The sequence below is a fragment of the Streptosporangium sp. NPDC000563 genome, from assembly GCF_040299985.1.
Classification (GTDB): Bacteria; Actinomycetota; Actinomycetes; order Streptosporangiales; family Streptosporangiaceae; genus Streptosporangium.
In genome coordinates, this window is sequence record NZ_JBEPDA010000022.1 from 1 (window position 1) to 23183 (window position 23183).

At 69.8% G+C, this 23183-nt stretch carries 21 protein-coding genes; 1 reads left to right on the top strand and 20 read right to left on the bottom strand.

Features of this window, described 5'->3' with window-relative positions:
• Nucleotides 1–106: 106 nt before the first annotated feature.
• The 13 genes from ABT352_RS32725 to ABT352_RS32785 all read right to left on the bottom strand — a co-directional run bounded on the left by ABT352_RS32725 (nucleotide 107) and on the right by ABT352_RS32785 (nucleotide 17230).
• Nucleotides 107–583 (bottom strand): IPT/TIG domain-containing protein, encoded by a 477-nt coding sequence (locus ABT352_RS32725; protein ID WP_350948865.1) that lies wholly within the window; start codon nucleotides 581–583, stop codon nucleotides 107–109.
• Nucleotides 584–771: 188 nt separating this feature from the next.
• Entirely contained in the window at nucleotides 772–1014 is a 243-nt protein-coding gene (locus ABT352_RS32730; RefSeq protein WP_350948866.1) for a hypothetical protein, read from the bottom strand.
• On the bottom strand, nucleotides 1011–1196 hold the full coding sequence (locus tag ABT352_RS32735) for a hypothetical protein (RefSeq protein ID WP_350948867.1): 186 nt from the start codon (nucleotides 1194–1196) through the stop codon (nucleotides 1011–1013). The genes ABT352_RS32730 and ABT352_RS32735 overlap by 4 nt, the downstream gene beginning before the upstream one ends.
• Nucleotides 1193–9763 (bottom strand): hypothetical protein, encoded by an 8571-nt coding sequence (locus tag ABT352_RS32740; protein WP_350948868.1) that lies wholly within the window; start codon nucleotides 9761–9763, stop codon nucleotides 1193–1195. The genes ABT352_RS32735 and ABT352_RS32740 overlap by 4 nt, the downstream gene beginning before the upstream one ends.
• A 125-nt stretch (nucleotides 9764–9888) precedes the next feature.
• Nucleotides 9889–10146 carry a hypothetical protein gene (locus ABT352_RS32745; protein ID WP_350948869.1) on the bottom strand — a complete coding sequence of 86 codons (258 nt, stop codon included), beginning with the start codon at nucleotides 10144–10146 and terminating at the stop codon, nucleotides 9889–9891.
• Nucleotides 10139–10798 (bottom strand): hypothetical protein, encoded by a 660-nt coding sequence (locus ABT352_RS32750; RefSeq protein WP_350948870.1) that lies wholly within the window; start codon nucleotides 10796–10798, stop codon nucleotides 10139–10141. Before ABT352_RS32750 ends, ABT352_RS32745 begins: the two co-directional genes overlap by 8 nt.
• A 127-nt stretch (nucleotides 10799–10925) precedes the next feature.
• A complete protein-coding gene (locus tag ABT352_RS32755) occupies nucleotides 10926–11414 on the bottom strand; it encodes a nucleoside 2-deoxyribosyltransferase domain-containing protein (RefSeq protein ID WP_350948871.1) in 489 nt (162 codons plus the stop codon).
• Nucleotides 11411–11791, bottom strand: a complete 381-nt coding sequence (locus tag ABT352_RS32760) for an HIT family protein (protein ID WP_350948872.1) — start codon at nucleotides 11789–11791, stop codon at nucleotides 11411–11413. The genes ABT352_RS32755 and ABT352_RS32760 overlap by 4 nt, the downstream gene beginning before the upstream one ends.
• A complete protein-coding gene (locus ABT352_RS32765; protein ID WP_350948873.1) occupies nucleotides 11788–11955 on the bottom strand; it encodes a hypothetical protein in 168 nt (55 codons plus the stop codon). The genes ABT352_RS32760 and ABT352_RS32765 overlap by 4 nt, the downstream gene beginning before the upstream one ends.
• Nucleotides 11956–12113: 158 nt before the next feature.
• Nucleotides 12114–14495, bottom strand: a complete 2382-nt coding sequence (locus ABT352_RS32770) for a phage portal protein (RefSeq protein ID WP_350948874.1) — start codon at nucleotides 14493–14495, stop codon at nucleotides 12114–12116.
• 12 nt (nucleotides 14496–14507) lie between these two features.
• A complete protein-coding gene (locus ABT352_RS32775; protein ID WP_350948875.1) occupies nucleotides 14508–14696 on the bottom strand; it encodes a hypothetical protein in 189 nt (62 codons plus the stop codon).
• 104 nt (nucleotides 14697–14800) lie between these two features.
• Nucleotides 14801–15202 carry a hypothetical protein gene (locus ABT352_RS32780; RefSeq protein ID WP_350948876.1) on the bottom strand — a complete coding sequence of 134 codons (402 nt, stop codon included), beginning with the start codon at nucleotides 15200–15202 and terminating at the stop codon, nucleotides 14801–14803.
• Between the two features lie 270 nt (nucleotides 15203–15472).
• A complete protein-coding gene (locus ABT352_RS32785) occupies nucleotides 15473–17230 on the bottom strand; it encodes a hypothetical protein (RefSeq protein ID WP_350948877.1) in 1758 nt (585 codons plus the stop codon).
• A 174-nt stretch (nucleotides 17231–17404) separates the two neighbouring features.
• On the opposite strand from ABT352_RS32785, the gene ABT352_RS32790 reads away from it, so the two are divergent.
• Nucleotides 17405–17632, top strand: a complete 228-nt coding sequence (locus tag ABT352_RS32790) for a hypothetical protein (RefSeq protein ID WP_350948878.1) — start codon at nucleotides 17405–17407, stop codon at nucleotides 17630–17632.
• Between the two features lie 7 nt (nucleotides 17633–17639).
• On the opposite strand, the gene ABT352_RS32795 is transcribed toward ABT352_RS32790, so the two are convergent.
• From ABT352_RS32795 to ABT352_RS32825, 7 genes are all read right to left on the bottom strand, one after another.
• Nucleotides 17640–18803, bottom strand: a complete 1164-nt coding sequence (locus tag ABT352_RS32795) for a hypothetical protein (protein WP_350948879.1) — start codon at nucleotides 18801–18803, stop codon at nucleotides 17640–17642.
• Nucleotides 18804–19016: 213 nt separating this feature from the next.
• Nucleotides 19017–19559, bottom strand: a complete 543-nt coding sequence (locus tag ABT352_RS32800; protein ID WP_350948880.1) for a Pycsar system effector family protein — start codon at nucleotides 19557–19559, stop codon at nucleotides 19017–19019.
• Nucleotides 19560–19576: 17 nt separating this feature from the next.
• A complete protein-coding gene (locus ABT352_RS32805) occupies nucleotides 19577–20002 on the bottom strand; it encodes a VRR-NUC domain-containing protein (RefSeq protein WP_350948881.1) in 426 nt (141 codons plus the stop codon).
• A 77-nt stretch (nucleotides 20003–20079) separates the two neighbouring features.
• Nucleotides 20080–20280, bottom strand: a complete 201-nt coding sequence (locus tag ABT352_RS32810; protein WP_350948882.1) for a hypothetical protein — start codon at nucleotides 20278–20280, stop codon at nucleotides 20080–20082.
• Complete coding sequence (locus ABT352_RS32815; protein WP_350948883.1) at nucleotides 20277–21323, bottom strand: DUF5131 family protein; 1047 nt, start codon at nucleotides 21321–21323, stop codon at nucleotides 20277–20279. Before ABT352_RS32815 ends, ABT352_RS32810 begins: the two co-directional genes overlap by 4 nt.
• On the bottom strand, nucleotides 21323–22159 hold the full coding sequence (locus ABT352_RS32820; RefSeq protein WP_350948884.1) for a hypothetical protein: 837 nt from the start codon (nucleotides 22157–22159) through the stop codon (nucleotides 21323–21325). The genes ABT352_RS32815 and ABT352_RS32820 overlap by 1 nt, the downstream gene beginning before the upstream one ends.
• On the bottom strand, nucleotides 22152–23156 hold the full coding sequence (locus ABT352_RS32825; RefSeq protein WP_350948885.1) for a hypothetical protein: 1005 nt from the start codon (nucleotides 23154–23156) through the stop codon (nucleotides 22152–22154). Before ABT352_RS32825 ends, ABT352_RS32820 begins: the two co-directional genes overlap by 8 nt.
• Nucleotides 23157–23183 lie beyond the last annotated feature (27 nt).

Consider the following 23183-nt stretch of genomic DNA (forward strand, 5'->3'; position numbering starts at 1 on the left):
CGTAATTTGTTGTGGCACGACATGGTCGCGGCGTAGCGCGCCGCGCCCGCAAAGCAGGCGGGCGGTCCACGGCTCGCGCACCGTGGACCGCCCGAGTCTGCTGGGTTCAGCTCGTGGTGGTGAACCCACCCGTCTTGGTGACCGCGCCCGCGTCGGTGGTCACGACCACGTTGTGCGCCCCGGCGGTCTTGGCCGGCGTCACGGCGGTGATCTTCGTGGGGGAGACCACCACGATGGACGTCGCGGCGGTACCACCCACCGTCACCGTCGAGCCCGGCGAGAAGTTCGTGCCCGCGATGACGATCGCGGTGCCGCCAGCAGCGTCGCCGGTCGCCGGGGTGATCGTGCCGATCGTCGCCGCCGGGTACATGGCGTTCAGCTCGCTGGTGCGGATGATCTGCCCCTTGCGGAACTTGATGCGCTGGCCATCCGTAGGGAACGCCGGATCGGCGTTCTCGTGGTCGAAGCGCTCGCTGATGGTGACGGTCGCCTTGATCAGCGGATCGGTGTCCGTCACGGCTTCGAACAGCGCGGTCGCGGCGCTCTTGGACAGCCGGGTGCCGTCCTGCTTGTGCAGAGTCATGGGAGTCCCCCTTGAAGCGCGGGCGGCGGGGTGCCCTGGATGAATGTGATGGTGGGCGGCCCGGGGTCTCTGACCTGGTCAGAGATCACCGCGAGCAGCGTCGTCCCCCCGAACACGCCGATCGCGAACCCGAGCCGCCACCATCTCCCCCGCACGGAACGGCACCATGCCGTCTCGCGCTGGTTACGTCAGCCTTCGCTGGGACGGACCCGCACGTTGTCGGTGAGCGCCTCCAACGCGGCCCGCACCGACTCCGCGTCCTCCACGTCGAGGATCTCCCCGGCGGGGGTTTCGCGGCCGTTGTGCATCTCCAGCAGCAGCACCGCGTGCCGGGACCCCGACACCACCCCGATGGTGGCTGCCGCTTCCGGGCGGGGGGTGCCGGCCGTGACGGCGTAGTAGATGCCGTCGATGTACCCCTCGATGATCACAGCGCGTCCCCCGGCTCATCTGGCAGGGCGTCGGTGTACGCCTGCATCCACACCTGCGCCAGAGGGGTGCCCGCCGGATACCGGCACACCCCCGGCGGAAACCCGTTGTCCGCGGCGAGCCGGCCGGAGCGGCGCGCGTTCACCAGCTCCTCCTCGGTCGGCCCGCTGCTCGACTCGCTCATACGCCGAAGTCCCTTCCGTTGCTGCTGCTTTGACGGCGTTCCCGGGTGTTTCGCCGGTCTGCCTGGTCGCCGATCCACTGCGCCCGCCACTCGGCGTAGGTCATCCGGCCGCCGTTCGGCTGTTCAGCCCACCACCGCTTCAACTCCTCGCTGGCGTACTTTCCGGCGCGGGACGAGTTTCCACCCCACAGGCTCTTGGGGTCTATGTTCGCGGCGACCCCGGCCCGGTTGAGGAGGTAGCCGCGGGTCGCCTCCTCAGCGGCCAGCCACTGTTCGTGGACCCATTGGCGGTGCATCCGCCGAAGTGTGTCCTCCCGGCGTTCGCCGGGGGCACGCTCGGCGTCGATGAGGGCGAGGCGTTCCTGCCGCTCGACCTCGTCGGGGTTGAGGCCGTGCGCTTCGGCGTAGGCGTCCCGGGGCGTCCACCCCTGGGCGATGAGGTCGTCGATGCGCCGGTCGGTGTCGCTGCGCTGATCCTCCCCAGCGGACGCGCGGGCCACGTCGCGGTCGTCCATCTCCGCGAAGATCCGCTTCGTCAACCGGGCGGAGTTCGGGTCGGAGTTGTAGGACGCCTCGTGCTGGGCGCGTAGCTCCTCCAACTCGTCATCGGACTTGGCCCCCAGGTCGATGCCCGCGTACGGGTCGCCCTGGTCGGCGTGGCGTGCCCGGTCGCGGCCGTCGAGTTCGGCCATGATCTGATCCAGCATCGCCGCGACGCTCTGCTCGTTGTCGTAGCGGTGCCAGTTGCCGGTGAGGAGCCCGGCCAGGTCGTCGGTGTCCATCGTCGCGAGGTCGGATTCGGTGAGATCACCGAGGCTGCGCTTCTGGTCCCGTTCCCGGCCTTCGAGTTCGGCGAGCAGCCGATTCTGTGCTGCGGTCACGGCGGGGTCTTCGCCGTAGCCTGCCCACCCCTTTTCCACCCGGTCGAACAGCTCCGACTCGCTGAGGGAGGACAGGTCCTCGTCGTCGTTGGTCTGCGGGGTGTTGCGGCTGTCGAGTTCGGCGCGGAGTCGCGCCCGCGCGTCCGGGTCGCTGACCGTGGCCAGCAGCTCCCTCAGCCGGGTGTCGGACAGGGAGGCGACGTCGATGCCGTCCAGCGGGTCGCTGGGCTTGTCTGGGCTGGTCTTGCCTCCGGATGGGCCGCCCGGGTCGGTGCCGAGCAGGGCGAGCACCCCGAGCCCCCACTGCCGCAGGTCATCATCCGCGCTGTCCCGGCCACCGGCGAGGGACTCCAGCACCGCCGGGAACACCTCGTACGCCTCACCGTCCCGGTAGACGCGGCCGGTGTAGGCGTTGGGGAAGTCACCCGGGTACGCCTCGAACCCGTCAGCTCCCGTGATCGGCTCACCCCGCTCACGCTGCCCGGCCGGTCCGGAACTGGTGCGGTCGAAGTGCAGCAGCCTTTCCGCCTCGACCAGGCCAGGGATGGTCGCCTCCATGCGGTGGCCCAGCTCGTGAGCAGCGACCCCTGCTTTCGGTACCCCGCCCGGCTGCGACGACGGCACCGGCACCCGCACCGGTTCGCCGTCACGCAACGCCATCGCCGAGTCATCATCGGCGGGCAGGCTGATACGGGACCGCCCATTGTCCGGGTCGTGGCGGTGCTGGCCACGGCCGGTCACCACCTCCACCGGCCCCAACTGTCGGGCGGCAGCCAACCAGTCCGAAGGCAGCACCTGCTCCACGTACTTCAACGCGGCGGCGTTGCTTCCAGCCCGGCCGGTCATGGGTTTCCCGGACCGGTCGGTGTAGGTGATGCCGTCCCCACCCACCGGGCGAATCTCCGCCAGGGTCGCCACCAGGGCGTCACGGCGGGCCGTGGCCAGCATCCCGCGTAGTTCCGCTTCGCGGGCGGCGTGCTGCTGCCACTGCGCCACCGCGGCCTCCCGGCGGCGAATCAGCTCAGCGGGGATGGCCTGCTCCACCTGGGCCGCCGCTGCTGCTGCTTCCTCGGGGGCGGCAGCCGAGTACGCGCCGAAGTCGTCGTACCCGGCATCCCGGGCCGCTTGGTCGCGGCCGGTGGTGCGTTGCTGTACGACGTCCCGGTCGATGCCGTCGAGGTCGGTGTACGCCCGCCCTCGCCTCCGGGTCACCCCGTCCAACTCCGCGTTGATCGCGGTCTCCCGGCCGCCGAGGTGATGCTGGAACCGGGTGTCGACATCCCGGCCGGCCGCCCGCACCGCTCCCAGGTGCGCCATGGCCTGTTCGCCGGGGCCGTCGTCGTCGGCGACGTCGTCGGCCCACAGGGTGGCGGTGTGCACCTCGGGAACTCGCGCGGTCTCCAGCTCGGCGAGCGTGGTCGGGGCGAACGTCGCCCGGGTGACGGGCTGCCGTCCGAGGTTGGCCAGGTCTTCGGGGAGTGCGGCCCGGTACGCGGCCAGGCGGGCGGGTAGGTCCGCGCCGTCCGGCAGCCCAGCAGGCGGCTGCTCCCTGCTGGTGTCGGCGTCTCCCAGCCGGGTACGGAGCGCCGCCAGCGACTGGCCCGCCAGGGCGAGACGGTCGGTCGGCGGATGGTCCCGGTAGTACGCGGCCAGGCGGGTGACCGCGTCTGGCCATGACTCGCCTGGTAGCCGGTCCACGTGCTGCAACGCGGTGTGGAGACGGCTGGTTGCTCGCCCGGCGACTGCGCCGGTGATGCCCTGGGTGAGGCGCTCCAGTTCGGCTTGTTGAAGGTCATCTTGGGCGCCGAGACGCCGCGCGAGCGCCGCCGCAGCCCCAGCGTCGTCGCCGCGCACCAACCCGCTCAGCGCTGTTTCAGCGGCGTCGAGGGCAGCGTCTCGGGACGTGTCGGAGGGCAGGTCCTGCATGCTGCGCGTCACCTCAGAGGTTGCTGCGCGGCTGGTGCGGGTCTCCACCCCGGCGAGGAAGTCGGTGAACTCCCGCTCCCGGGTGACCTGCTCCCGGTAGCGGAGCTGCTGGGTGATGCGGGCGCCCGCGTTGTCGTCCGCCGCGATGAGCCGGGTGATCTCCGGCGGGCTGTCGGCGTCGTCGAAGACGGGGATGGTGTGCTGCTGGCCGTCGTCGCCCAGCAGGGTGACGGTGGCGCCGCCCGGGCGGTGGCTCATGGTGGTGACGACGCCAGTGACCCCTTCGACCTGCGCCCGGTCCCCGGCCCGCAAGTCACCGTGCCCCACCGGTTCCGGGGTCTCATCCGGCATCGCTTGTGCGAACGCCTGGCCTTCGGAGTGCGGTCCACGTTTGGTGCGCACCACCGCCGCCCACCCCCGGTCACCGAGGGGAACGGTCGTTTCGGAGCCGTCCTCACCCCGTACGGTCACCTCGTACCACTCAGTGGCCGACAGCTCCCGGTTCGTGCGCTCCACCGACACGACCGTCCCCGTGACGGGGGTACCGAAGCGGCGGCTACCGATGACGATGTCGTCGCCGACGTTGAGCCGGTCGGCCCGGATGTGCTCACGCACGTCCGGGCGAGGCGGCGCGGGCCAATCCTCGGGCAGGTCCGGCATCACCCACAGATCCACCCCATCCGGTAGGACCCGCTGCTCCACCGCCCCGTCGTCACGCCGCACATGCACCGCGACGAGCCCGAACCCTCGGATGGGGCGCACCACCGTCACCGTGCCGTACGACACCTCACCGTCGCCGCCCGGCAGAGCGATCGTGTCGCCCATCGTCAGGTTGCGGGCGTACGCCTTCTCCGGGGCGTCCCGGTGCGGGTTATGCGGAGGCGGCGGAAACCCCTCCAAACGAGCCTCAGCAGCGTCCACCCATGACGCGGTCCGCGCCAGCGACCGGCGCCGAGCCCCCGGCTGGGAGTCGTCGGCAGCCATGCCCCGCAGGTGATCCGACAGGGCACGCATCTGCGTCGACGACAGATCCTGCCGGGCACGAAGACGCGCCGCCGCCTGCCGCACCTCCTCATCAACGCCGCTGCCCTCGGCGTCGAGGTGAAGGTCCAGCAGCCGCTTCCGCTGATCGGTCCGCAGCCGCACCCGGCCCGCCGCGACCCCGTCCGGCAACGGCACCACTTCGGCCAGCACCCCCGGCTCCGGCGCACCCTCCGGCGCTGCTGCTGGGGCGAGCTCGTCGACCGGCGTCTCATCGAGCGTCACCGGCTGATCAGCAGGCACCGCCCGGACCTGCCGGGCGTCCTCATCGGTGCGCAACGTGAGCAGGTTGACATCCCCTGCCGGGACCGCCTCCTGCACGACCCCGCCCGGCATGTCCGGCGTAGACGGCAGCCGGTCACCCTCCACCAGATCCCCGCCACGCACCGGGGGAGCATCAGGCCCCTGCAGTCTCCCAGCCCGGCGGGCACTCCCGATGCTGCCGCCAGCGTTGACCAGCCGCGTCGCCAACCCCGCCTGCAACGTGCTCAGCCGCTGCCGATCAAACCCGGACGCCGGCGCGGATGCGATCGCTTCGGCCAGCGCCCGGTCAGCGGCCAACCACGCCGCCTCCACCTCCCGGGTACTACCGCCCCCGGCCGCCGCGTCGAACCCGGCAACAGCGTCCACCAACGCGGCGCCACCCGCCCCCTCCAGAAGCTCCCGCTGCGCGGCATCCCACTGCGCGGCGTTATCCGCGCGCCGCTGCTGCTCCTGCCCCCGCAACTCCGCAGCCTCACGCACAGACACCGCAGCCGTGTCGGCGTCCAACCGCTCAACCTGGTCATCCAACCGGACAGCGGGCGGGTCGGCCATGGTGCGGGGCTGCACCGTCCCCGCCTGCTCGATCACAACGTCGTCCAACCGCACCGGCTGACCAGGCTGGTAGCCCTCGGGGACGGTTCCGACCCACGACTCGCCTTCGTCCTGGGCCATCATGGTTCGGCCGAACCGCCCCCGCACCCGCCGCACGTCGTCGGAGCGGCGCACCACCCGGATACGGTCACCCGGGGTGAGGTCCTCAGCGTCCACGAGCCCGCCAGACCGCTCCGCGCTGGCCGCCTCCTGGTCGAGTTGCGCGACGCGCTGCTGCCGGGCTTGCCATTCCGCGACCAGCGGCTCCAGCAGCGCCCTGGCCAACTCGCTGTCGCCGTCGTCGCGGTTGCGCCCCCCAGCGGCGCGGGCAGCGTCAACGCTGCGTTGACCCTGGGCGATCTGCGCGTCCAGCTCAGTGTCTGACAAGTCCTGCGGTGACGGGTCGGCAGGCGAGTCCGGCACCGGGGCAGCGTCAGGCACCACCCTCGGGGGAGTCTCCGACTCCTCGCCGCGACCGTCCCCCGTAAGGGGCTGGCCCTGCGCGTCGAACCCTCGCCGCCCCAACTCGTCCACGAAGTGGTCGTAGGACGCTGATCCCGGCGAGGCGTAGCGGATCTCGCCCAGCAGGTCCTCATCCTCCAGGCCCGCATACGAGTCGATCACCGAGACCGTCCGCTCATCGAGACGGCCCGCCCCCACGGCGTGCGCCCGCTCGGGTAACTGCGTATCCACGACGTCACGCGCCCACCGCGCCTGGGCACGGTCGGTGATGCGCGCGTCCTCAGCGAACTTCGCCGCGTGCAACTCCCGCATCGCGGTGACCGCTTCGGCGCGCTGCTCCGCAGTCCACTCGCGCCGATCCCCGTCCAGGAGCGTGCGAGCACGGACAGCGGCGTCTGCGGTGCGCGGCATACCGAGGCCGCGGAACGCGTCGCCGAGTTGCTGCGCCGTCGCCGTGGACGAATCCGGCAGGTCCACCTCAGCGACTGCGTCGGCCGCCGGAAGGATCGAAATGAGATGCCTGTCCTGCTCACCAATGTGTACTGCGGCGGCCCGGTCCTCTGGTTTGAGGATCTTCTGGTTGCCCTCCCCAACAAGGTTCACGTCCGGCAGGCGCATCATCCGCCGCAGCGCCTCATCGACCTGCTCTCGCGACATCCCATCGCCGAGCCGGTCACGCAGCAGGCGGAGGTTCACCCAGTCGCCCGGCTTTTTCGCCAGCTCGGTGTAGGCGTCGCGGACTCGCGTCTGCACTACCTCCGGGGTGACTGGCCCCCCTTCGTCTTCAGGCTTGGCCGCAGCCGCCGAAGATGCCCGCCTCTGAGTGCGGCGGTCCCGCTCTGTTACCGCTGGCTCCGCCAAAGCTTCCGCAAGCGCGGAGTCGCCGTCGTCGCGGTTGCGTGCCCCGGCCGCGCGGGCACCGTCAATACGGCGTTGACCTTGGGCGACCTGCGCGTCCAGTTCGGTGTCGGACAGGTTCTGCGGCGTCGGGCGGGGAGACGATTCCGGCGCCGAATCGGGGGGCGTCTGCGTCCGGTCCACCTTGGCGGCAGAGGCAGGCTCCGAGGTGATCGAGATGAGGTGTTTGTCCTGCTCACCGATGTGCAGCGCGGCGGCCCGGTCCTCCCGTGTGAGCATCTTCTGGTTATCGTCGGGCACCAGGTTCACATCCGGCATGCGGTTCATTCGCCGCAGTGCGGCATCGACCTGCTCTCGCGGCAGGTCAGCGCCGAGCCGGTCACGCAGCTGGGTCAGGCTCACCCAGTCGCCGGGCTCCTTGGCCAACGCCTGGTAGGCGTCTCGGACCCGCGCCTGCACAACCTCAGGGGTGACCGCCTCCGGTGTTCCACCCCCGGCTGGAGCCTCCTCACGAGGAGACCTCTCCGGGGCCGATACCGGCCTGTCGGGCTGGCGGGGCGCCTCAGCGCCGACCGTTTCGAAGTCGTCCGCGTAGGGGTCGAACATCTCCGCCGTACCGGCCCTGTCGGGCTCCAGAAACAGGCCGTCCTGCCGCGCCTGCGGCCCTGGGGTGGGGGCGGGTTTGCGTTCCTGCCCGGCGCCGACCTTCGTGACCACGTGACCGTCGTCGAGCATGAATTCCCGGCCGCCGCCGAGAGGGCCGATACCTCGGCCGGTCTCCCACCGGGCACCCTCGGCGGCAAGTCGCACCGTGTGTCCGCCGAACATGTCCTCTTCAGGGTCCGCGGCGAGCACACCGCGCACGGTCACCCGGTCTCCGACGTCAGGAGGGTTCGTACCGCCGGAGAACCGCTCCACGTTCTGCGCGGTCACCGACACGTCGAACGTGATCCGGTCGCCGGAGCGGACATCTCCCGCTGTCAGCGTGCCCCTGCTGGCCGGTGCCTGCGGCGCCGCAGGCACCGGGGCCGGAGGCGGGGGAGGGGGTGTGGGGGTCTCCTCGGGGGCGTCAACGTCCGGTTGACGAGATCGAGGGGCATCCGCTGTGGAGGGACGCGCCTGCGGTGCAGGTGCATCCACCTCAGGCGCCTCATGCTCAGCGGCGGGCTTACTGCTCGGCGGGTCGAACGCCCGGCGGTCGCGGGTGCGTAGCTCCTCCAACGCCTTCCCGGCACGAGCAACAGCCCGGTCAATCTCGGCTTTACCTTCCAAGCTTTCGTGCCGGCGGTTGCCCAGCTTGGCGACGTCCGTCGCGATGCGGCGCGGCGTCGTGTTGCCCTGCTCCCACGCGTCGACGATGGACAGCAGGCCGGCCATCTCCTGGTCCGGGTCGCGGCGGATCAGGGGGACCGCGTGCAGGTCCGCGGCGAGCTGCCGGAGAGGTTCCGGGGTGCCGTCCGGCAGTGTCGGCGGCGGGGTGTCCGGCGCGTCCAGGGCGGCGACTGCGCTGTCCAGGGCGCGGCGAGCTCGTGTCCCCTCGGGGAGCCGGTCGCGGAGGGTCTTGATCTGGTCGAGCACTTCCTGGCTGCTGCGGCGGCCCATGACCGCGTCGGTGGCCAGCACTTCGAGGGTGTTGATGAGGGATTCCCCATCGACGTCTAGTTGCGCGTCCTCGCCGAGGCTTTTGACTGCTTGCCCGATCTCCCCGTCGTCGTGGTAGCTGACCGGGGCTTTCGCGTCCGCGAACATGCCCCACCGGTTTTCGTGCCGTGGTCTGCTCGTCTTCGCGGTAATCGGAGAACCAGGGGCGGCGTTGGGCTGCTGGTCGCCACGCCCACCAACACCAGCCGCTGGGGTGTTCGCCTCGGCGTCGTCGGCGTCGCGGATCGCAGCGACCACTCCCGCCGCGATACTCGCGGCGTTCGGATCCCCGTCCCGTTCAGCTTGCACCAGGCGGGCGAGCGGCTCTTCAGGGATCGGGCGGGCGACCGCATCGGGGTCGGTTCCCACCTGCCGGGTAGCGCCGCCCCCGACATCGAGAGTGACGGTGTGCCCGCCAGCGTCGGCGTCGACGGCCCGCACCCAGCCGACCGCGCTGGTCGCCTCACCGGACTGGTCGGTGCCGTACACCAGGACCGGCTGGCCGGGCTTCAACTCCGCGACCCGCACCCGGCCATCACCAGCGGGGGTGAAGTCCTCCACCCCTGCGGACGGCTTCTCAACCTTTAACGGGGCAGGCTTCGACGCCGAACTGGTGTCAGTCGGTTTGGACCCATCCGCGCGGGCCTCAACCGTCAGATAGTTGCGGTGAACACGGAGCTTCCGCTTCTCTGGGGTACGAACTTCGAGGTAGCCGCCACCGAGGTTGCGCTCCACGGTGCCTTTGCCGCCGCCCCAGATGCTCACGGAGGCGCCGGTTTCGATCCACCGGCCTTTACGGTCGCGCAACTGGTTGGGGTCGAAGTTGTTGCCTCGCCGGGCTTTCACCTCGTAGGTGACGCCCCCGATTGTCCAGGTGAGCGCACCATCCTGCGTAACCGTCAACGTAACCCCCCGGGGCGTCCCAACTCGGCAGGGGGCAGGCAACCCGATCGCAGGCGTTTACGTCCGACTACGACAAGAAGGGGGCGGGAGCCGTGCAGGCTCCCGCCCCCTCCGGGGTGGTGTGGTCAGCGGGTCCGGGTGAACACCCCACCCAGACGAGACAGACCAGCACCCAACCGCTGCGACCGCCGATCCGCACGATGCGCCTTGGCGCACTCGGTGAGCTGGCCGGTGAGGTGCTCCACGTACAGGTCCAGCGCCCGCCAGTACACGTCCGGCTGCTCGTCGAGCAGCCTCATCCGGGCCTCGGCGGGCATCGCGACGAAGCTGGCCAACATGTCGTCTCGGGCGGCATCCCGGACCGGCAGCCATACGTCACCCACGGTCGCCCCCGGTCACGGCGCGAGCGACGGCCAGGGCGTGGGTGAGATCGGCACGGATCTCACCCTGATGGTCGAGCACCGCCTTGTCGTAGGTGTCGTCCGGGCCGAGGGTGACCTCCTCGGCGAGGACGGTCTCGACCTCGTTGGCCGCCTCGTCCAGCAGGGCAGCGAGCGGTTCGCGGAGCCGGTCGGGGATGTCCCTGGCACAGGCGGCCCATGCCACCCCGCATCGGCTGCATGGGCCAGGCGCGAAGAGCGACCCGTGGGGCGGCTGAACGGGGAACGAGTGCTCGCACCGAAGCTGAGTGGCGGTGGCGCGCAGTTCCTCAGGGATGCCGAGTTCCTCGGGCCGCTTCAAGACGATCGGCGCCTCATCACCCTCGATGACGACGACCGCGTCGCGAAGTGCGCCGCCCTCATGGGGTTCCGAGAGGTTCGGCTCGGCGGTCTTCTCTCGGTCCTCGCATTTCCAGCAGATTTCGCAACCGCGACGGCGGTCCTTCTCGGTGGCGGGTTTGGTGATATCGGCCCAGCACAGGCCGAAGTTCTCCGCACCCTCGACGAACTTGCCGCCCCGGATGATGTGGGCGTACCGGCCGCCCTTGTTGCGGCCATACCGCTCTAGCGATTCGCCAGGCTTGAGGTAGCTCATCAGGTCTCGTCTTTCGGAGAGTTAGGGGTTCAGCTACCGCAGGAGCGGCAGCGGGTGGCGGTGGACCAGTTGGGCGACCCGCAGGAGCCGCATACACGGGTGTGCAGCAGCTCCCGGGCGCGCAGGATCAGGGCGAGCATGAGGTTCGGACGATCGCGATGGCCGCCGTGACGGCGTCGGGGAGGGTGTCGCACACCGGGACGGCGTAGCGGCGAGCCAGATGGATCAGGTACCGGTTGCGCTCAGGGTTCGGGCAGTCCGGCGGGCACCCCAGCACCGCCCGGCCGGTGCGCACATCGTGGCCGAACTCCACGTTCGTCGTGAACCCGGGCAGGGTGACCAGGTCGCGCGGGATCCAGAACAGGATCGCGGTGGCCGCGTCCCGTGCGCTGGTCTCCCACTCGAACTGGTCGTCGTAGTGCTTCGCCCGGATGCCGCCCCGGGATTCGGGGGTGAGCACGGTCAACGGCTGCGGCCCGGTCCAGGCTGCCGTGAGCGCGTCGATCGCGTCGGGCCGCCAGGACGGGACGGTGCCCGCCCGGGGAGTGGGTCCGGCGAGGAACACCGAGGGGCCTGCCGGGATGGGTTCGCGCGCCCACACCACCGTGATGGTCATGCCTGGCTCCTCTCGGCGGCGCGGGCGGCGTGCTGCGGCGTCCACGGCAGCGGCAGGCCGTCCCCCAGCGTGCGGGGCACGACGTGCAGGTGCAGGTGGAAAACCGTCTGGGTGGCCGCCGCCCCCCGGGAGGTGATGACGTTCGCGTCGGGGTGGTTGGCGGCCAGTTCGGCGGCGCGCATCATGGTGGCCGCCGATACGCCGACGTCCTGGCCGACGTCGGCGACGTGGACGCGGGGGATGACCAGGGTGTGGCCGGGGGTGACCGGGCGGCGGGGGCTGATCGCGATGGTGTCCGGCCAGGCACGGACTATCGTGGCCGGGGCGGACCCGGCGATGATGGCGCAGAACACGCAGGGCGGGAAGGTGACGCTCATGACGTGCTCTTGCGGGTGGCGCGGGCGTGGGTGCAGGTTCCGGCGGGGCAGGCGCAGTTCGGGTCCTGGCAGCCGCTGTGGCGGCCGTCCGCGCACGGCGCGGTGATGCCGGTGCCGTCGTAGGGGGTGCGCTCTTCGGTTCGGCCGGTGATGGTGTGCCACATGGCGGGTGGTCCTTTCCGGTGGAAGCGGGCTCCTGCGCTGGTCCGCCGCTCGGACTGCGAGGGAACCGCATGGGTGGCGCTTACGTCTCGCTTCGATTCGCGAGACAAGCAATCACCCTGACAACACCTCAAAGATTAGTTTGCTTTTTAAAAAGCGTCTAGGGGGTTGCCGTAGTGGACTCCGGGAGAACATGCACCATGAAGCACGTGCAGCCCGTCGTCTCCCACACCGACCCCGCCAGATCCCCCGGATACCGCAGCACCGCACCATTCACCCGCCACGGCTCCCCACCAAGCTGCGCCTGCCCGTCCAGCGCCTTGTGCTCGGCATGCCGGGCACGCCACAACACCATCGCCTCACCACCGGCCAAGCTGCCCGCCGCCGCCTGCCCCGCGCCGCTCACCAACGCGGTCGCTGCCCGCGCCGCCCCGCCGGGCAGCCACCACGACCAGCCCTTGACGGTGCCCCGCACCGATGCGGCGATCTCCTCAGCCGTCTCGCCCCGCGCATCGAGCTCGGCCACCATGGTCCGCACGTCGGTGGCCGTCGCCTCGACCTGAGACACCAGCCACGCCGTGGTCTCATCCACCGCGCCGCTCACCGTGTCGACGTGGCCGGACTTGACGCCGAGGTGCGCCGCAACCTGTGCCGCCGCGTCCGCGACGAGCGGCTGAAGCACCTGCTCAGCCTCACCCGTGTAGTCGGGGATCAGCTTGTCGACGTCCAACGGCGCGTCCCCGACGCGGGTGTCCACCTCGTACTCCGCGACGAAATGCCGGGTGCCCTTGCGGTGCTTGGGCGACAGGACCCGGGCAGCGGTGCGCTCCGCGAGCCGCTCCACAAGCTGCCCCAGCCCCGACCGGAGGGCATCGTCAAGCTGGTCCCGCACCCGCGCCGTAGCGGGCACAGCAGGCCCATCAGCGCCGTAGGGGAGCCGCTTCGCCTCCCGCCCCTCCTCCTCGTCCTCCTCCTCGTCCTCCTCCTCCTCGTCGTCGGAGGTGTCGGAGTCGAGAAGCTCCTGCAACCGCGCCATAGCCTCAGCGGCGCCGTCGTCCTGCGCGAGATCCACCCCTTCCCCACCATCGTCGGCGTCGACGCTGGCGTCCTGGGCGCCCCCTACAGCTTCCTCACCGACGCCGGCCTGTCCGGTCGGGGCGCTCTCGCCTGGCGGTAGCGCCGCCTGCTCCTCCCCGAGGGCGCCTTCCTCGTCGGTGATCTGCTCGACCTCGACCGTGGACTCCCCGCCCGTGTCCCCTCCTTGCTCGGGGGGTGCGATCCCGAGCGCGACCGCATCCTCCTCCGAGGTGGGGAGCGGCGTCTTGCCTTGCGCCACGAAAATCGACCGCGAATGCACCGTGTCGAACGGCTCCAGGCCGGCCCGCACCCGGTACTCGTCGATGCTGATCAGCCCCGCCGCGAACTCCTCACGCGCCTCGGTCCGCTTGGCCGCCTCCGCGCGCTGCAACGCCGGAACAGCGGAGGTGTCGAACCCGGCTTCGATGTCGTCGTCGGCGTCTTCATCCCACCCTGACGACACCAGCCGTAGATGGTCGTCCATGGTGATCAGCCAAAACGTGTCGTCTTCTTGAGCAGCGTTCTCGTACGTACGCTGGCTCGCGTTCCCCATCACCGACTCGGGGACGCCGAACGCGGCGAGAATTTGATCCTTCGTGATCTTCGACAGTTCCGCGTACGCCATGTCCCGAGGTTTGGCCGACAGGTCGATGTACGACAGCTCACCGCTGAGCACCGACACCTTGCCCGCGTGGTGGGCGCCCGGCGCGAAGTTGTCACGAATCCGGTTCATCTCCCCGGGCGCGACCTCGGTCCCCTTGATACCGATCACCCCACCCGGGCGGCCGTCATTCCTCAAAAAGGTGGCGTTGTACAGCAGCGCCAGGAACTCCAAGTCAACGGCCAGGCCCGCGGCTTCGAGCGGAGTGATCGCCCGATACGGGTCCGCAGGGTGCGGTTTGCGGAACCACCGCACGTTCTCCGGGTCGATCGCATGACGGGCACCGGCCGCGTCAATCGTCTCGTAGTGCGACAGGAGCTTCGGCTTCCCCGTCACCGGGTCGTACCCGGCCACCGGGCGGGTCCGGCCAGGCGGCAGCAGATGCAACTCGATGGGGTCGCCGGCGTTGTTCCGTTCGATCTCGACGAACGCGCCCATGGGGGACAGGAGGATCTGCCCGGACAGGCGGTGCCGGAACTGGTAGCCGGTTTCCAGGTCGTTGACCTTCGCCCGGTTCAACAGTCTGACGAGCGGGTCGTCGAGGACTGGTTCCCGGGTGCCGTCGTCGTGAACCTGCTCGAACCGGAACGGGAGTTTCGCCTGCTGGGACGCGATCGTGTCGACGGCCTTGAACACCCAGACGACGCGTTCGTAACCCTCCTGCACGGCGCGCTCGACGGTCCAGTTGCTGCGGTGCCCCCGTAGGGTCATCCGGTTGCTCAGGTTCCACCCGGAGATGTCCCACGCCTTGGTTTCCCGGGCCGGGCCGGGAGAGCGGGTGCGAAGAGATGCGAGGAACTTCAACGCCGCACCCCCTTACCGGCTCATGCCGAGGGCGACACCGGCCGCGATGACGGTCAAGGAGCCGTACGCGACCGCCAGCAGCGGATGCGTCAGGAACAACGCCGTACCGAGTCCACCCCAGCCGACGATGATCAGCACCAGGGCGACGAGGTCAAGCAGGCGGCGGTCTGGGGACGCCGCATCCGGGGTTTGCTGGTCCACGCGCCGTCTCCCTAGGGTGTGCTGCTCAGGTACGGCGCGCAGGCTAGGGGTGAAGACGTGTTTGCGTCCCCGCCCGGATACTCCTCCGGGTCGGGGACGCGGGTTTAGCGGATGAAGTCGATGCGGCTGCGCTGCATGAACGCCGCCGCCGCGACGTTATCGGCACGCAACTCCGCCGGAACCTGGGTCCGTTTGGCACGTTCCCCTGGCGTGCCTCCGTGCAGGTGCTCGGCCTGCGGCCCCGGGCACGGCCGGTCCACGGCCCGCGAGTAGTCCTGGTTACACCAGTTGCAGTAGACCCGCCGCGCTCTCGCCCACGTCTTTTCGTGGATCATGAAGGTGTCGCGGACTGTGATCTGCCTGGCCTGCTCGGGGCTGACCGGCACATCCGTCCCGGCCACCCACTCATGTCCCCCCGCTGACGCCTCCGTAACCGGCGCGTCGTCGTTATGCCCTCCCGTGGGCGCCTCCACCTGCTCCTTCGTCAGCGCCACCGTGTCAGTCATCTATGTGTGCTCCCCTCCCCGCCCCAGGGCGGTGCGACAACCACCCAGCCGGGGAAGGGCACGGCAGGCCAGGCAGTCATGTGTCCACGTCACGCGCGAACCAACTCGCCGAGCAGGCCGCGCGCTTGAACGTTAAACCGCACATCACCGGGAGTACAGCAAGAAACACGCATGTTCCGTAACGGGTTGTTTACAGCCCTAAACCTCAGCAACGGAACTATCCCCGACAAGACGTCAACCATCCGGCATTGACCCGCGTCACCTGACTTTTTAGACAATGAGCTGGACAACCTGCTTGGCTGGCTTCTCCGCAGGCTCATACACCGCCATCAGGCAAGCCTCAGCGCGATCAGGACTGGGGACCTTCCGCTCTCTCAGGCTCTTCTTCGACTCCACGACCGTAAATCCACCACTGTTCGTGGTCTTACGCGGCGCCGACAGTTGAGCCGCGGTCTTCTTGTCGACACGCAGCCGAAGCGCGGTCCGCCCATCATCGCGGGGACGCAGCAAGATCCGGCCCGCCAGCCACATCTCGTCGCGTTTCTTCCAAGGCCGCATCGTCGCCATGTCAGGTTCGCGGTCGGTGCTCTCCGACACCATCACCCGGATAATCTTCGCGCCGTGCCTACCCTCCTGCCCCCACTTGGTCAGCAGTCCATGCACACCCCACCCCACGCCGTTCACGTCGATCTTCACGTGCACCTGGGCTGTTGACCCGAGGCGCCGCGCGAGTGCTTCCGCCTTCTTGACGTGCTCCAGCACGACCCCGGCCACCGTGACGAAATCTTGGTTCGCAGCTCCCGAAGACGTGTGCTCCACCGTGACGAGATCACCAACGCACCGGGCGATGGCCAGCTCGTCGCCACCGTCCGCAGCAGGGTCCACACCGATCCGCACCCACGTACCAGCCCCCATCCGCACGACATGGTCGCTGGTCTCTTCCAACCCGAGCGTGTTCAACCGGACGCACCCCGCGCCTTCGGGGTCTTCCTGCTCCAGGCCAGCGTCGACGTAGCTGGACGGGATGGTCTGGTTCGCGCCGCCCTTCGGGAACTTCGCGTGGACCTTCGCGATCACGTACGGCGCGTCCGGGCCGTGATCGCGGATCGCTTCGTCGATCCATTCCTGGTCCACCAGGTGAGAGGAGACGAGGTGTCCCTCCTGCCCTGCCGGGCAGTGACACACCCGGTCGTCGGTCACCTCACCAGTCACTGCGGGGGAGTCCGTCGCGGCGAGCGGGATCGTCGTCACATGCGGCCGGTCAGGGTCCTCGCCGTCTTTGCAGAGCCCCTCGAACCAGCTCCGTTCGACATCGGTGGGCGGGTTCCCGATCGCGAGCATGCGGGCGTTGCTGCCGGTGAGGAGGTTACGGGTGGACCGGCCAATGATCGGGCCGATACCGCCCGCCTCGTCCACGATCAGCAGCAAGTTGCTTTCGTGGATGCCCTGCATCGCGGACTCGTCGTGCTCGGTCGCCGTGAAGCCGTAGGCGACGACAACTTCGACGTTCTCGACGTCGCGCACCTTCCACTGCACCATGTCCGCGGACCCGGGCAGGTTCCCGTGAGCGACCGCGTGCCGGATGTGCGGCCACATCTGCCGGTGCACCTGCCGCATCCGGGTCGCCGTAGTGACCGCCAGCGCGGTACCCACCGGGTGCGTGCAACACCACCAGCACACCGCCCGCGCCGAGAGGTGGGTCTTACCGAGGCCGAAGCCAGCCGGGACCGCGACCGTTTTGAACCTGGTCAGCGCCTCAAGAATCTCCCGCTGCTTCGACCACAACGCCTCACCGAGTACCTGCTCGGTGAACCCGACCGGATCATCCCGCCACAACGAATACGGGGTGCCGTCCTGGTCGGCGGACACCGACAAGAGCTGTACGAGCTCTCCCGGCTTCATCTGGGCCAGCAACGGACGCCGCACCGCTGGCGGAAGCGCCTTCAAATCGGCGAGCACTCTGGAGGCGGCGCCCACCTTCGACCCGCTGCGGCGCTTAGAGGGTGCGGGCAGAGCGAGCGCGGTCACGGGGCCTGCCCGGCGCGTGTCTGCTGCTCGTCCACGGCCGGGAGGATGCCGACCTGGGGTCGTTTACGTCTGGTTTCCCTGCCATCTCCCGAACAATGAGGACTTTCAGCTATTTAGTGGACACAAAACGTGACTGTCGTTCACACTTCAAGGCACGACGAAAAAGGGGTGGCCATGGTGATGTGGGGGAACCCGCGACACGAGACGAGCCCAGAGGACAAGAGGGCGGCGGAGAAACGCTCCACCACCAGGATGATCTGGGCGTGCTTCGTGATGTCGTTCTTCTACGCCTGCCTCTCGTGGAAACAAGGAGAGCAGGACCTCGCCATCATGGCGGGATCCTGCTCTCTGCTCTTCGCTGTCGTCATCCTCGCGGACTACTACCGCGACAACCCCCGCTGACCAGCGGCTACGAACCGGTGATGGTGGGCCACACCTCGGCGACGAACTTGTCCTTGTCCCACCGCCGGTAGGGGAGCTGCACCCCGTCCGGCAGCGCGCCGCCGTGCTTGGCCTTGTACGCCTTGATCCGATCCCGTAGCCACCCGTAGTCGACGCGGAGGTCCTCGGCGATGGCCTTCAACGTCGTCCCCGCCTCCAGCATCTCGGCGCGTGCCCGCCACCAGGTGAGGAACTTCTCCTCGTCGAACGTGCCGTCATCGTGATGCACCCCAGCGGGGAGCCCTTCGGGTGTTCCGGCGCGTTCTTCCGCGTACCGGACCGCGGTCTTGGCCGCCTGGTAGTTCAGGCCGTACCGGCGGGCGAGCGTCGCGAGCTGCTCGCCTTTCGGCCCGTACGCTCGTTTCGATGCGCGTTCCGTCGTCGGCCACCACTGCGCCACGGCGCGGGGCACGTACAGGTCACCCTCCATCGCAGCGGTGGGGAACCGATTGCCGCGTTTGGCCGCCTGCACGGCGTCTTTCAGCCGGTTCGGGGCGACGTGCATCATCCGCGCGATGTCCGCCAGCGGCGCGGCCGGACCATCGGGGGTCGCGACCCGATGCCCGGAGGCTGGGCGCCGCTCGATGTCCCGGGCGGTGAGGTCGGCCTTGACGAGGCTGTCGCTGAGCGCCACCCCCTCCGTGCTCACCTTCCGGCCGACCTCGCCCGTCTCCCACAGCTTGCCGTCGAGGTGGCCCAGGTACATGGCCTGGATGTCGTCGCGGCGCACCTCCCGGGCGTCCTTCGCCAGGCCCTGCTGGCTGCGGTAGGCGGCGGCGGCCGTCGTGAGGTTCTCCTCAGCCTCCGCCTCAGCCATCACCAGGTCGGCCGGAGGCTCGGGCAGCACGACACGGGCGCGGAACAGCACCACGACCGCGATACCGGAAGCTCGCGCCAGCCGAGCCTTCTTCCAGCCGTACCGGTAGAGGAGAACCGCGACGAACTCGTCGATCTCCGCACGGTGCCTCTCCGCGGCTTCGGTCGCCGAGGTGACGATCGCGTGCGCGGCGCGGATCCGGTCGATGCCGGCGGGCATGGCCCGTAGCTTCGCGAGGAGTTTCTGCGCGGCGCGCTCCCACCCGGGGCCGGCCGGGATGTTCTGGAGGGCGGCGATGTCGTCGGGGATGTTCATCGGGTGGGCGTCCTTACAGGTGGGTGCCCTCCTTACTGCTCGATCGAGGGGCACGATCTGGGTGACACAACGGGTGGGGATCACCTGTCGCGGCGAATGTTACATGATGTTGCGGGGGTTCCAATGAGGAGCCCCTGTCATGATCCCTGGAAACGACAAACGGCCCCGCCCAGGCCGAAGCCGGGATGCGGGGCCGTCAGAGGGTGGTGTGGGCTACAGCAGCAGGCCCGCCGGGAGTGTGACGAGGAGAACCACGACGGCGGCGACGAGGAGACGCACCGCCCACCGCACTCTCCGGTACTTCGCCACCGCGAGCTGAGACAGGCGGTGCGCGTCGGCCGCGACCACCAGCCCGTGCTTATCGATCTCTATCTCTTTGCGGACCTGGGCGAGCAGCGCGGCCGGGTTGGGCAGTTCGGCGTAGGCGACGAAACCGGTGCCGCCCCGCTTGGGCAGGGTGGGGAGAACTGTCAGCAGGAGCAGCAGCACCGCGCCCGCGATCAGCAGCACCGCCGCCCATACCCCGGCCAGCGCCACCCCCACCAGCCGAGCCGGGCCGGTGACAGCGAGGGTGGCCACGACGGCGAACGCGCCTCCTGCCCACGACAGCAGCAGCCCCGCCTTCCCCTCGGCGGCCCGCGCCAGCTCCGCGCGAGCCCCGGCCGCGGCGGCATGCAGCGCGTCCATGACTGCCTGCTCACCCACGGCCGGGACGCTGTTGCGGCTGGGCGTGGTGGTCGTTGATGTGTGATCCATGATGAGAGGAGTCCTTCCTACACGGTGGGGTCGACGCCGGGGGCCACACACCGGCGTTCGTTCAAGGGGGCCGCGAGTTCGGCCTCGACGGTGCCGTTCAGCCAGTCCTCCGGCCGCCACACGGCGACGTCCATCCCGGCCGCCGTCAGAGCCGCCATGCACGCCTTCTGCGCCGTGGTGATGCGGCCCTTCGACCCAGAGCGCTTCAACTCCCGGAACAGGATCCGGCCCTGGCCAGGGTGGACGAGCACAAGGTCAGGGAATCCGGGCGGGGAGTGCTGGCTGTTCCACCAGCACCACACCATCCACCCCATCGCGGCGGCGAGACGACGCACGTTGGCCTGGAGGACCTTCTCCTTCATGTCGGCCGCTACCTGCCGCCGGTACTCCTCCTGCGACAGGCCTACCGGTGTGACCGGCCGGGAGACGCGCTTTGTGACCACGCTGGTTCTCCTCCAGAGGTGTTGGTGCCGTTCCGGGGCGGCGGAGCAGGTCCTCGGAACCGCCCCAGAACGGAATTTCAGGGGGTGAGGCGGCGAAGCCCTCGGAACGGGCGGACAACGAGCTCGCCGCCCGCGCGGCGGATCAGCACGTTGCGCGGCGCGTAGTCACCGACGCGCACGAGCGGGAACCTCGGGGTGGGGCGGCCGGCACGCTTCTCGTACGGCGCCACCTGGACGACGACGGGCTGCCCGGCTTCCAGGTAGGTGCGGCCGATCACCGGGCCACCTCGGCGGGCATCTCATCCCAGGTTCGGCCGTCCAGCTCACGCCCGGCGGCCTTCTTGCCGACGCGGCGGATCGTGATGTCCTTGCCACGGCTCATCGGCGCGGCGGTCGGCTTCCCGTTGACCAGCGGCCGGGTGGTGCCGTCCGTCGACAGGAACGCGGCCGGGGCTGTGTCGCGGTGCAGCCACATCGACTCAGCAACCCAGTCGCCGTACTGCTTGAAGTGGAAGGCGACCCCAGCGGCCACGCACTGGTCGCGTAGGGAGCGCGCCCAGTCGGGGTGCATCGGCCGGGCGCCGTGGCCGGACTCTCCACCGCAGACCACCCAGTCGAGACGCGGTCCGGTCACGGGGCTGGTCATCGTTATCCCAGTATCGGTGGTGTACTCGTTGCCCCAGCCGGGGCGGCCAGTGAGCCAGTACGTCAGCCTCGGCCGATGCCCGTTGACAATCGGGCCGCATAGGTCGACCGGCCCGAGCAGTGGTTCAGCGCTAATCCAGCGGACGGAGGCCGGGGTGTCCAGCAGGGCGGGGATACGGCGGTCGGCCCACTTCTGGTCCTCGACCGAGACACCGAGATGGACGTTCGACAAGGGCCACGGTCCGGGGATGAGGTCGATCTCGTGCTCGTCAGCGAGGGCATCGAACGCGACCTGTACGGCCTCCACGAAGGCTGTAGACGACAGCAGGGACCGCATCCTGCCGTGCCGCTTCGTGAGCAGCTGGAACGTGTGGTCCGGCGTGGCCGCCATGACCGCGAAGACGCGGGCGATGTACTCGTCCGGCACGGCGTCGTGGAACAGGTCGGACATGGAGTTGACGAAGATCCGGCGGGGCTTCTTCCAGCGGAGCGGCTGGTCGAGACGCTCGGGGCGGAGCGTCACCTCGAAGCCGTTCGGGAACGCCTTCGTGCCGGAGAAGCGGCGCGCGATCCCCTCGGCGTAGCAGTTGTCACAGCCGGGGCTGACCTTGGTGCAACCGGTGACGGGTGACCATGTCGAGTCGGTCCACTCGATACTGGAGTTCGTGACGGCCATCAGACAGCCCTCCTGGCGTCTCCGCGAACGTTGATGCGGCGGGCGATGGCCAGCGGGCGCGCGTACCGCTGCTCAACGAGGACGGCGACCGGTACCCGCACCTTCGGGTCGTTCTCCCAGGCGGGTGCCTGCACGATGATGTCGTCGGCCAACTCGTCGAGGAGGTCGGCGACGTCTTCGGTCTGGTCGGGGTCCCAGAGTTCGGCGAGATCTCCACATGGTCCGCCGAGGGAGGCGCTGATCTCCTGCCCGTAGGTGTGGTGCCACTGGGGGTCGCGGCGCATCTCCTCGCGGGCGGCTCGCGCGACCGCGCGCATCCGCTCTGCTGCGGCGTGCAGCTCGTCGGGCTGCGTCAGCTCCCCGTGGTGCCCGCCCGGGGTGGGCGGGTCGAACGGGATTGCGGCCGGGGCGGTGGTGGCCGTGGTAGCCGCGGCGAGGGGGAGGCGCCGTACGGCGGCGTAGGCGGCGCCTTGGGTGGTGGCCTGGTTGGTGCAGGGCGGGCAGAGCAGGAAGTGCGTCTGGTTGCCCGCCGAGTACGTCATGGTGACGGCGTCGCTCGCGGACGCCTCCCCGCACCAGTCGCAGGGGGCGGTGTCGCGCGGCGCCGAGTCCCGCTCGGCCATGGCCTGCCGGAGGTAGCAGGTCAGATCCATGGCCTCCTCGTAGGCATCCAGAAGTTCGTCTCGCCCGTTCCATGGCTGGAGGGCGGTGCCGTACCGGCCGATGCCGACCTCGCGGCGATCGCTGATGTCCTGGATGACGAGGGACTGGATGTCGGGGTAGTCGTTGACCGTGGGGAGCGGCTGGTCCCCGGCGCGCTGCTTCAGCTCAGGCATCGGCCTTGACCTCCTTCGCTGCGACCAGCGGCAGGAGGGTCTCGTCGTTGAGCGCCTGCACGCCGAGTTCGGCGGCGACCGGCTCTGAGACGGGCAGCACGCCGACGATGGGCTGGCCGGGGTAGGAGGTGCGGGCGGCCTCGACGCAGCCGGGGCACGGCGTGTACGTCCATTCGGGGTTGGTGTGCTGGCCGCCGATGGCCCAGGTGGGCGTGTCGGGCGCGAACAGGTCGATCCCGCACAGGGTATTGCTCACCTGCTCTCCCGCGACCAGGCAGGTGGCGTCGTTCGGGCCGAAGCGGAGCACCCTCAGGTAGGCGGTGGCCAGGACGACAACGGTGGTGCCGACGCCGAGGTCCGCGTCGGCGGTCTTGGCGTCCTCGAACGCCTCCTGCACGATCTTCTCGGGGTCGATGCCCCACTCGGTGAGCCAGTCCCGTACGGATTCGTCGGTCTCGGCGTCGCGCCAGGCGTTCCAGAGGGTTTGTGCGATCTCGTCGGCCTTGTCGGGGGCGTGCTCGATCAGCTCGCGCAGCAGGTGGACGACGCCGTACGCGTAGGAGGCGAAGGAGTAGCGGAGCCTCCAGCGGTTCATCTCCTCCCGCGCCGGGGTGCGGTCGAGGGAGGGGTAGGTCTTGTGGGCGAGCGCGTAGGCGTGCAGGGTGCGGGCGGCATACATCTTGAGCATCCGCAACGCGGGGGGTGCGTCGGCGTCGATGGGCAGGTCCGGCGTGTCGGTGGTCACGTCGAACAGGGGCGGCGTCTCGCCGACGCGGGTGAGGAGGTCAGGACCTCCGTGGTCGGCGAGCAGCCGGAGCGCGGCCCTGCCGCCGTTGTGACGCTTCACCTGGCGGGTGACCTGCCGGGCGAGGCTGATCTGCTCGCAGGTGCCGCCGTTCAGCAGGTGCGCCAGACGGGACACGTCGTGGGTGCCTGTGGCGACGAGCACGACGACAGGCTGTCCGTGCTCGTTGTCGTAGGCGCGGGTCTCGTACACGGTGATCTCTCCTTGGTGGGGGTGGAG

What these genes read in the sequence shown, in the direction of transcription:
- ABT352_RS32750 (WP_350948870.1), bottom strand. Translation starts at nt 10,798, where the DNA reads ATGAGCTACCTCAAGCCTGGCGAATCGCTAGAGCGGTATGGCCGCAAC.
- ABT352_RS32735 (WP_350948867.1), bottom strand. Translation starts at nt 1,196, where the DNA reads ATGAGCGAGTCGAGCAGCGGGCCGACCGAGGAGGAGCTGGTGAACGCG.
- ABT352_RS32725 (WP_350948865.1), bottom strand. Translation starts at nt 583, where the DNA reads ATGACTCTGCACAAGCAGGACGGCACCCGGCTGTCCAAGAGCGCCGCG.
- ABT352_RS32815 (WP_350948883.1), bottom strand. Translation starts at nt 21,323, where the DNA reads ATGGCCGTCACGAACTCCAGTATCGAGTGGACCGACTCGACATGGTCA.
- ABT352_RS32790 (WP_350948878.1), top strand. Translation starts at nt 17,405, where the DNA reads ATGGTGATGTGGGGGAACCCGCGACACGAGACGAGCCCAGAGGACAAG.
- ABT352_RS32780 (WP_350948876.1), bottom strand. Translation starts at nt 15,202, where the DNA reads ATGACTGACACGGTGGCGCTGACGAAGGAGCAGGTGGAGGCGCCCACG.
- ABT352_RS32760 (WP_350948872.1), bottom strand. Translation starts at nt 11,791, where the DNA reads ATGAGCGTCACCTTCCCGCCCTGCGTGTTCTGCGCCATCATCGCCGGG.
- ABT352_RS32755 (WP_350948871.1), bottom strand. Translation starts at nt 11,414, where the DNA reads ATGACCATCACGGTGGTGTGGGCGCGCGAACCCATCCCGGCAGGCCCC.
- ABT352_RS32795 (WP_350948879.1), bottom strand. Translation starts at nt 18,803, where the DNA reads ATGAACATCCCCGACGACATCGCCGCCCTCCAGAACATCCCGGCCGGC.
- ABT352_RS32800 (WP_350948880.1), bottom strand. Translation starts at nt 19,559, where the DNA reads ATGGATCACACATCAACGACCACCACGCCCAGCCGCAACAGCGTCCCG.
- ABT352_RS32765 (WP_350948873.1), bottom strand. Translation starts at nt 11,955, where the DNA reads ATGTGGCACACCATCACCGGCCGAACCGAAGAGCGCACCCCCTACGAC.
- ABT352_RS32820 (WP_350948884.1), bottom strand. Translation starts at nt 22,159, where the DNA reads ATGCCTGAGCTGAAGCAGCGCGCCGGGGACCAGCCGCTCCCCACGGTC.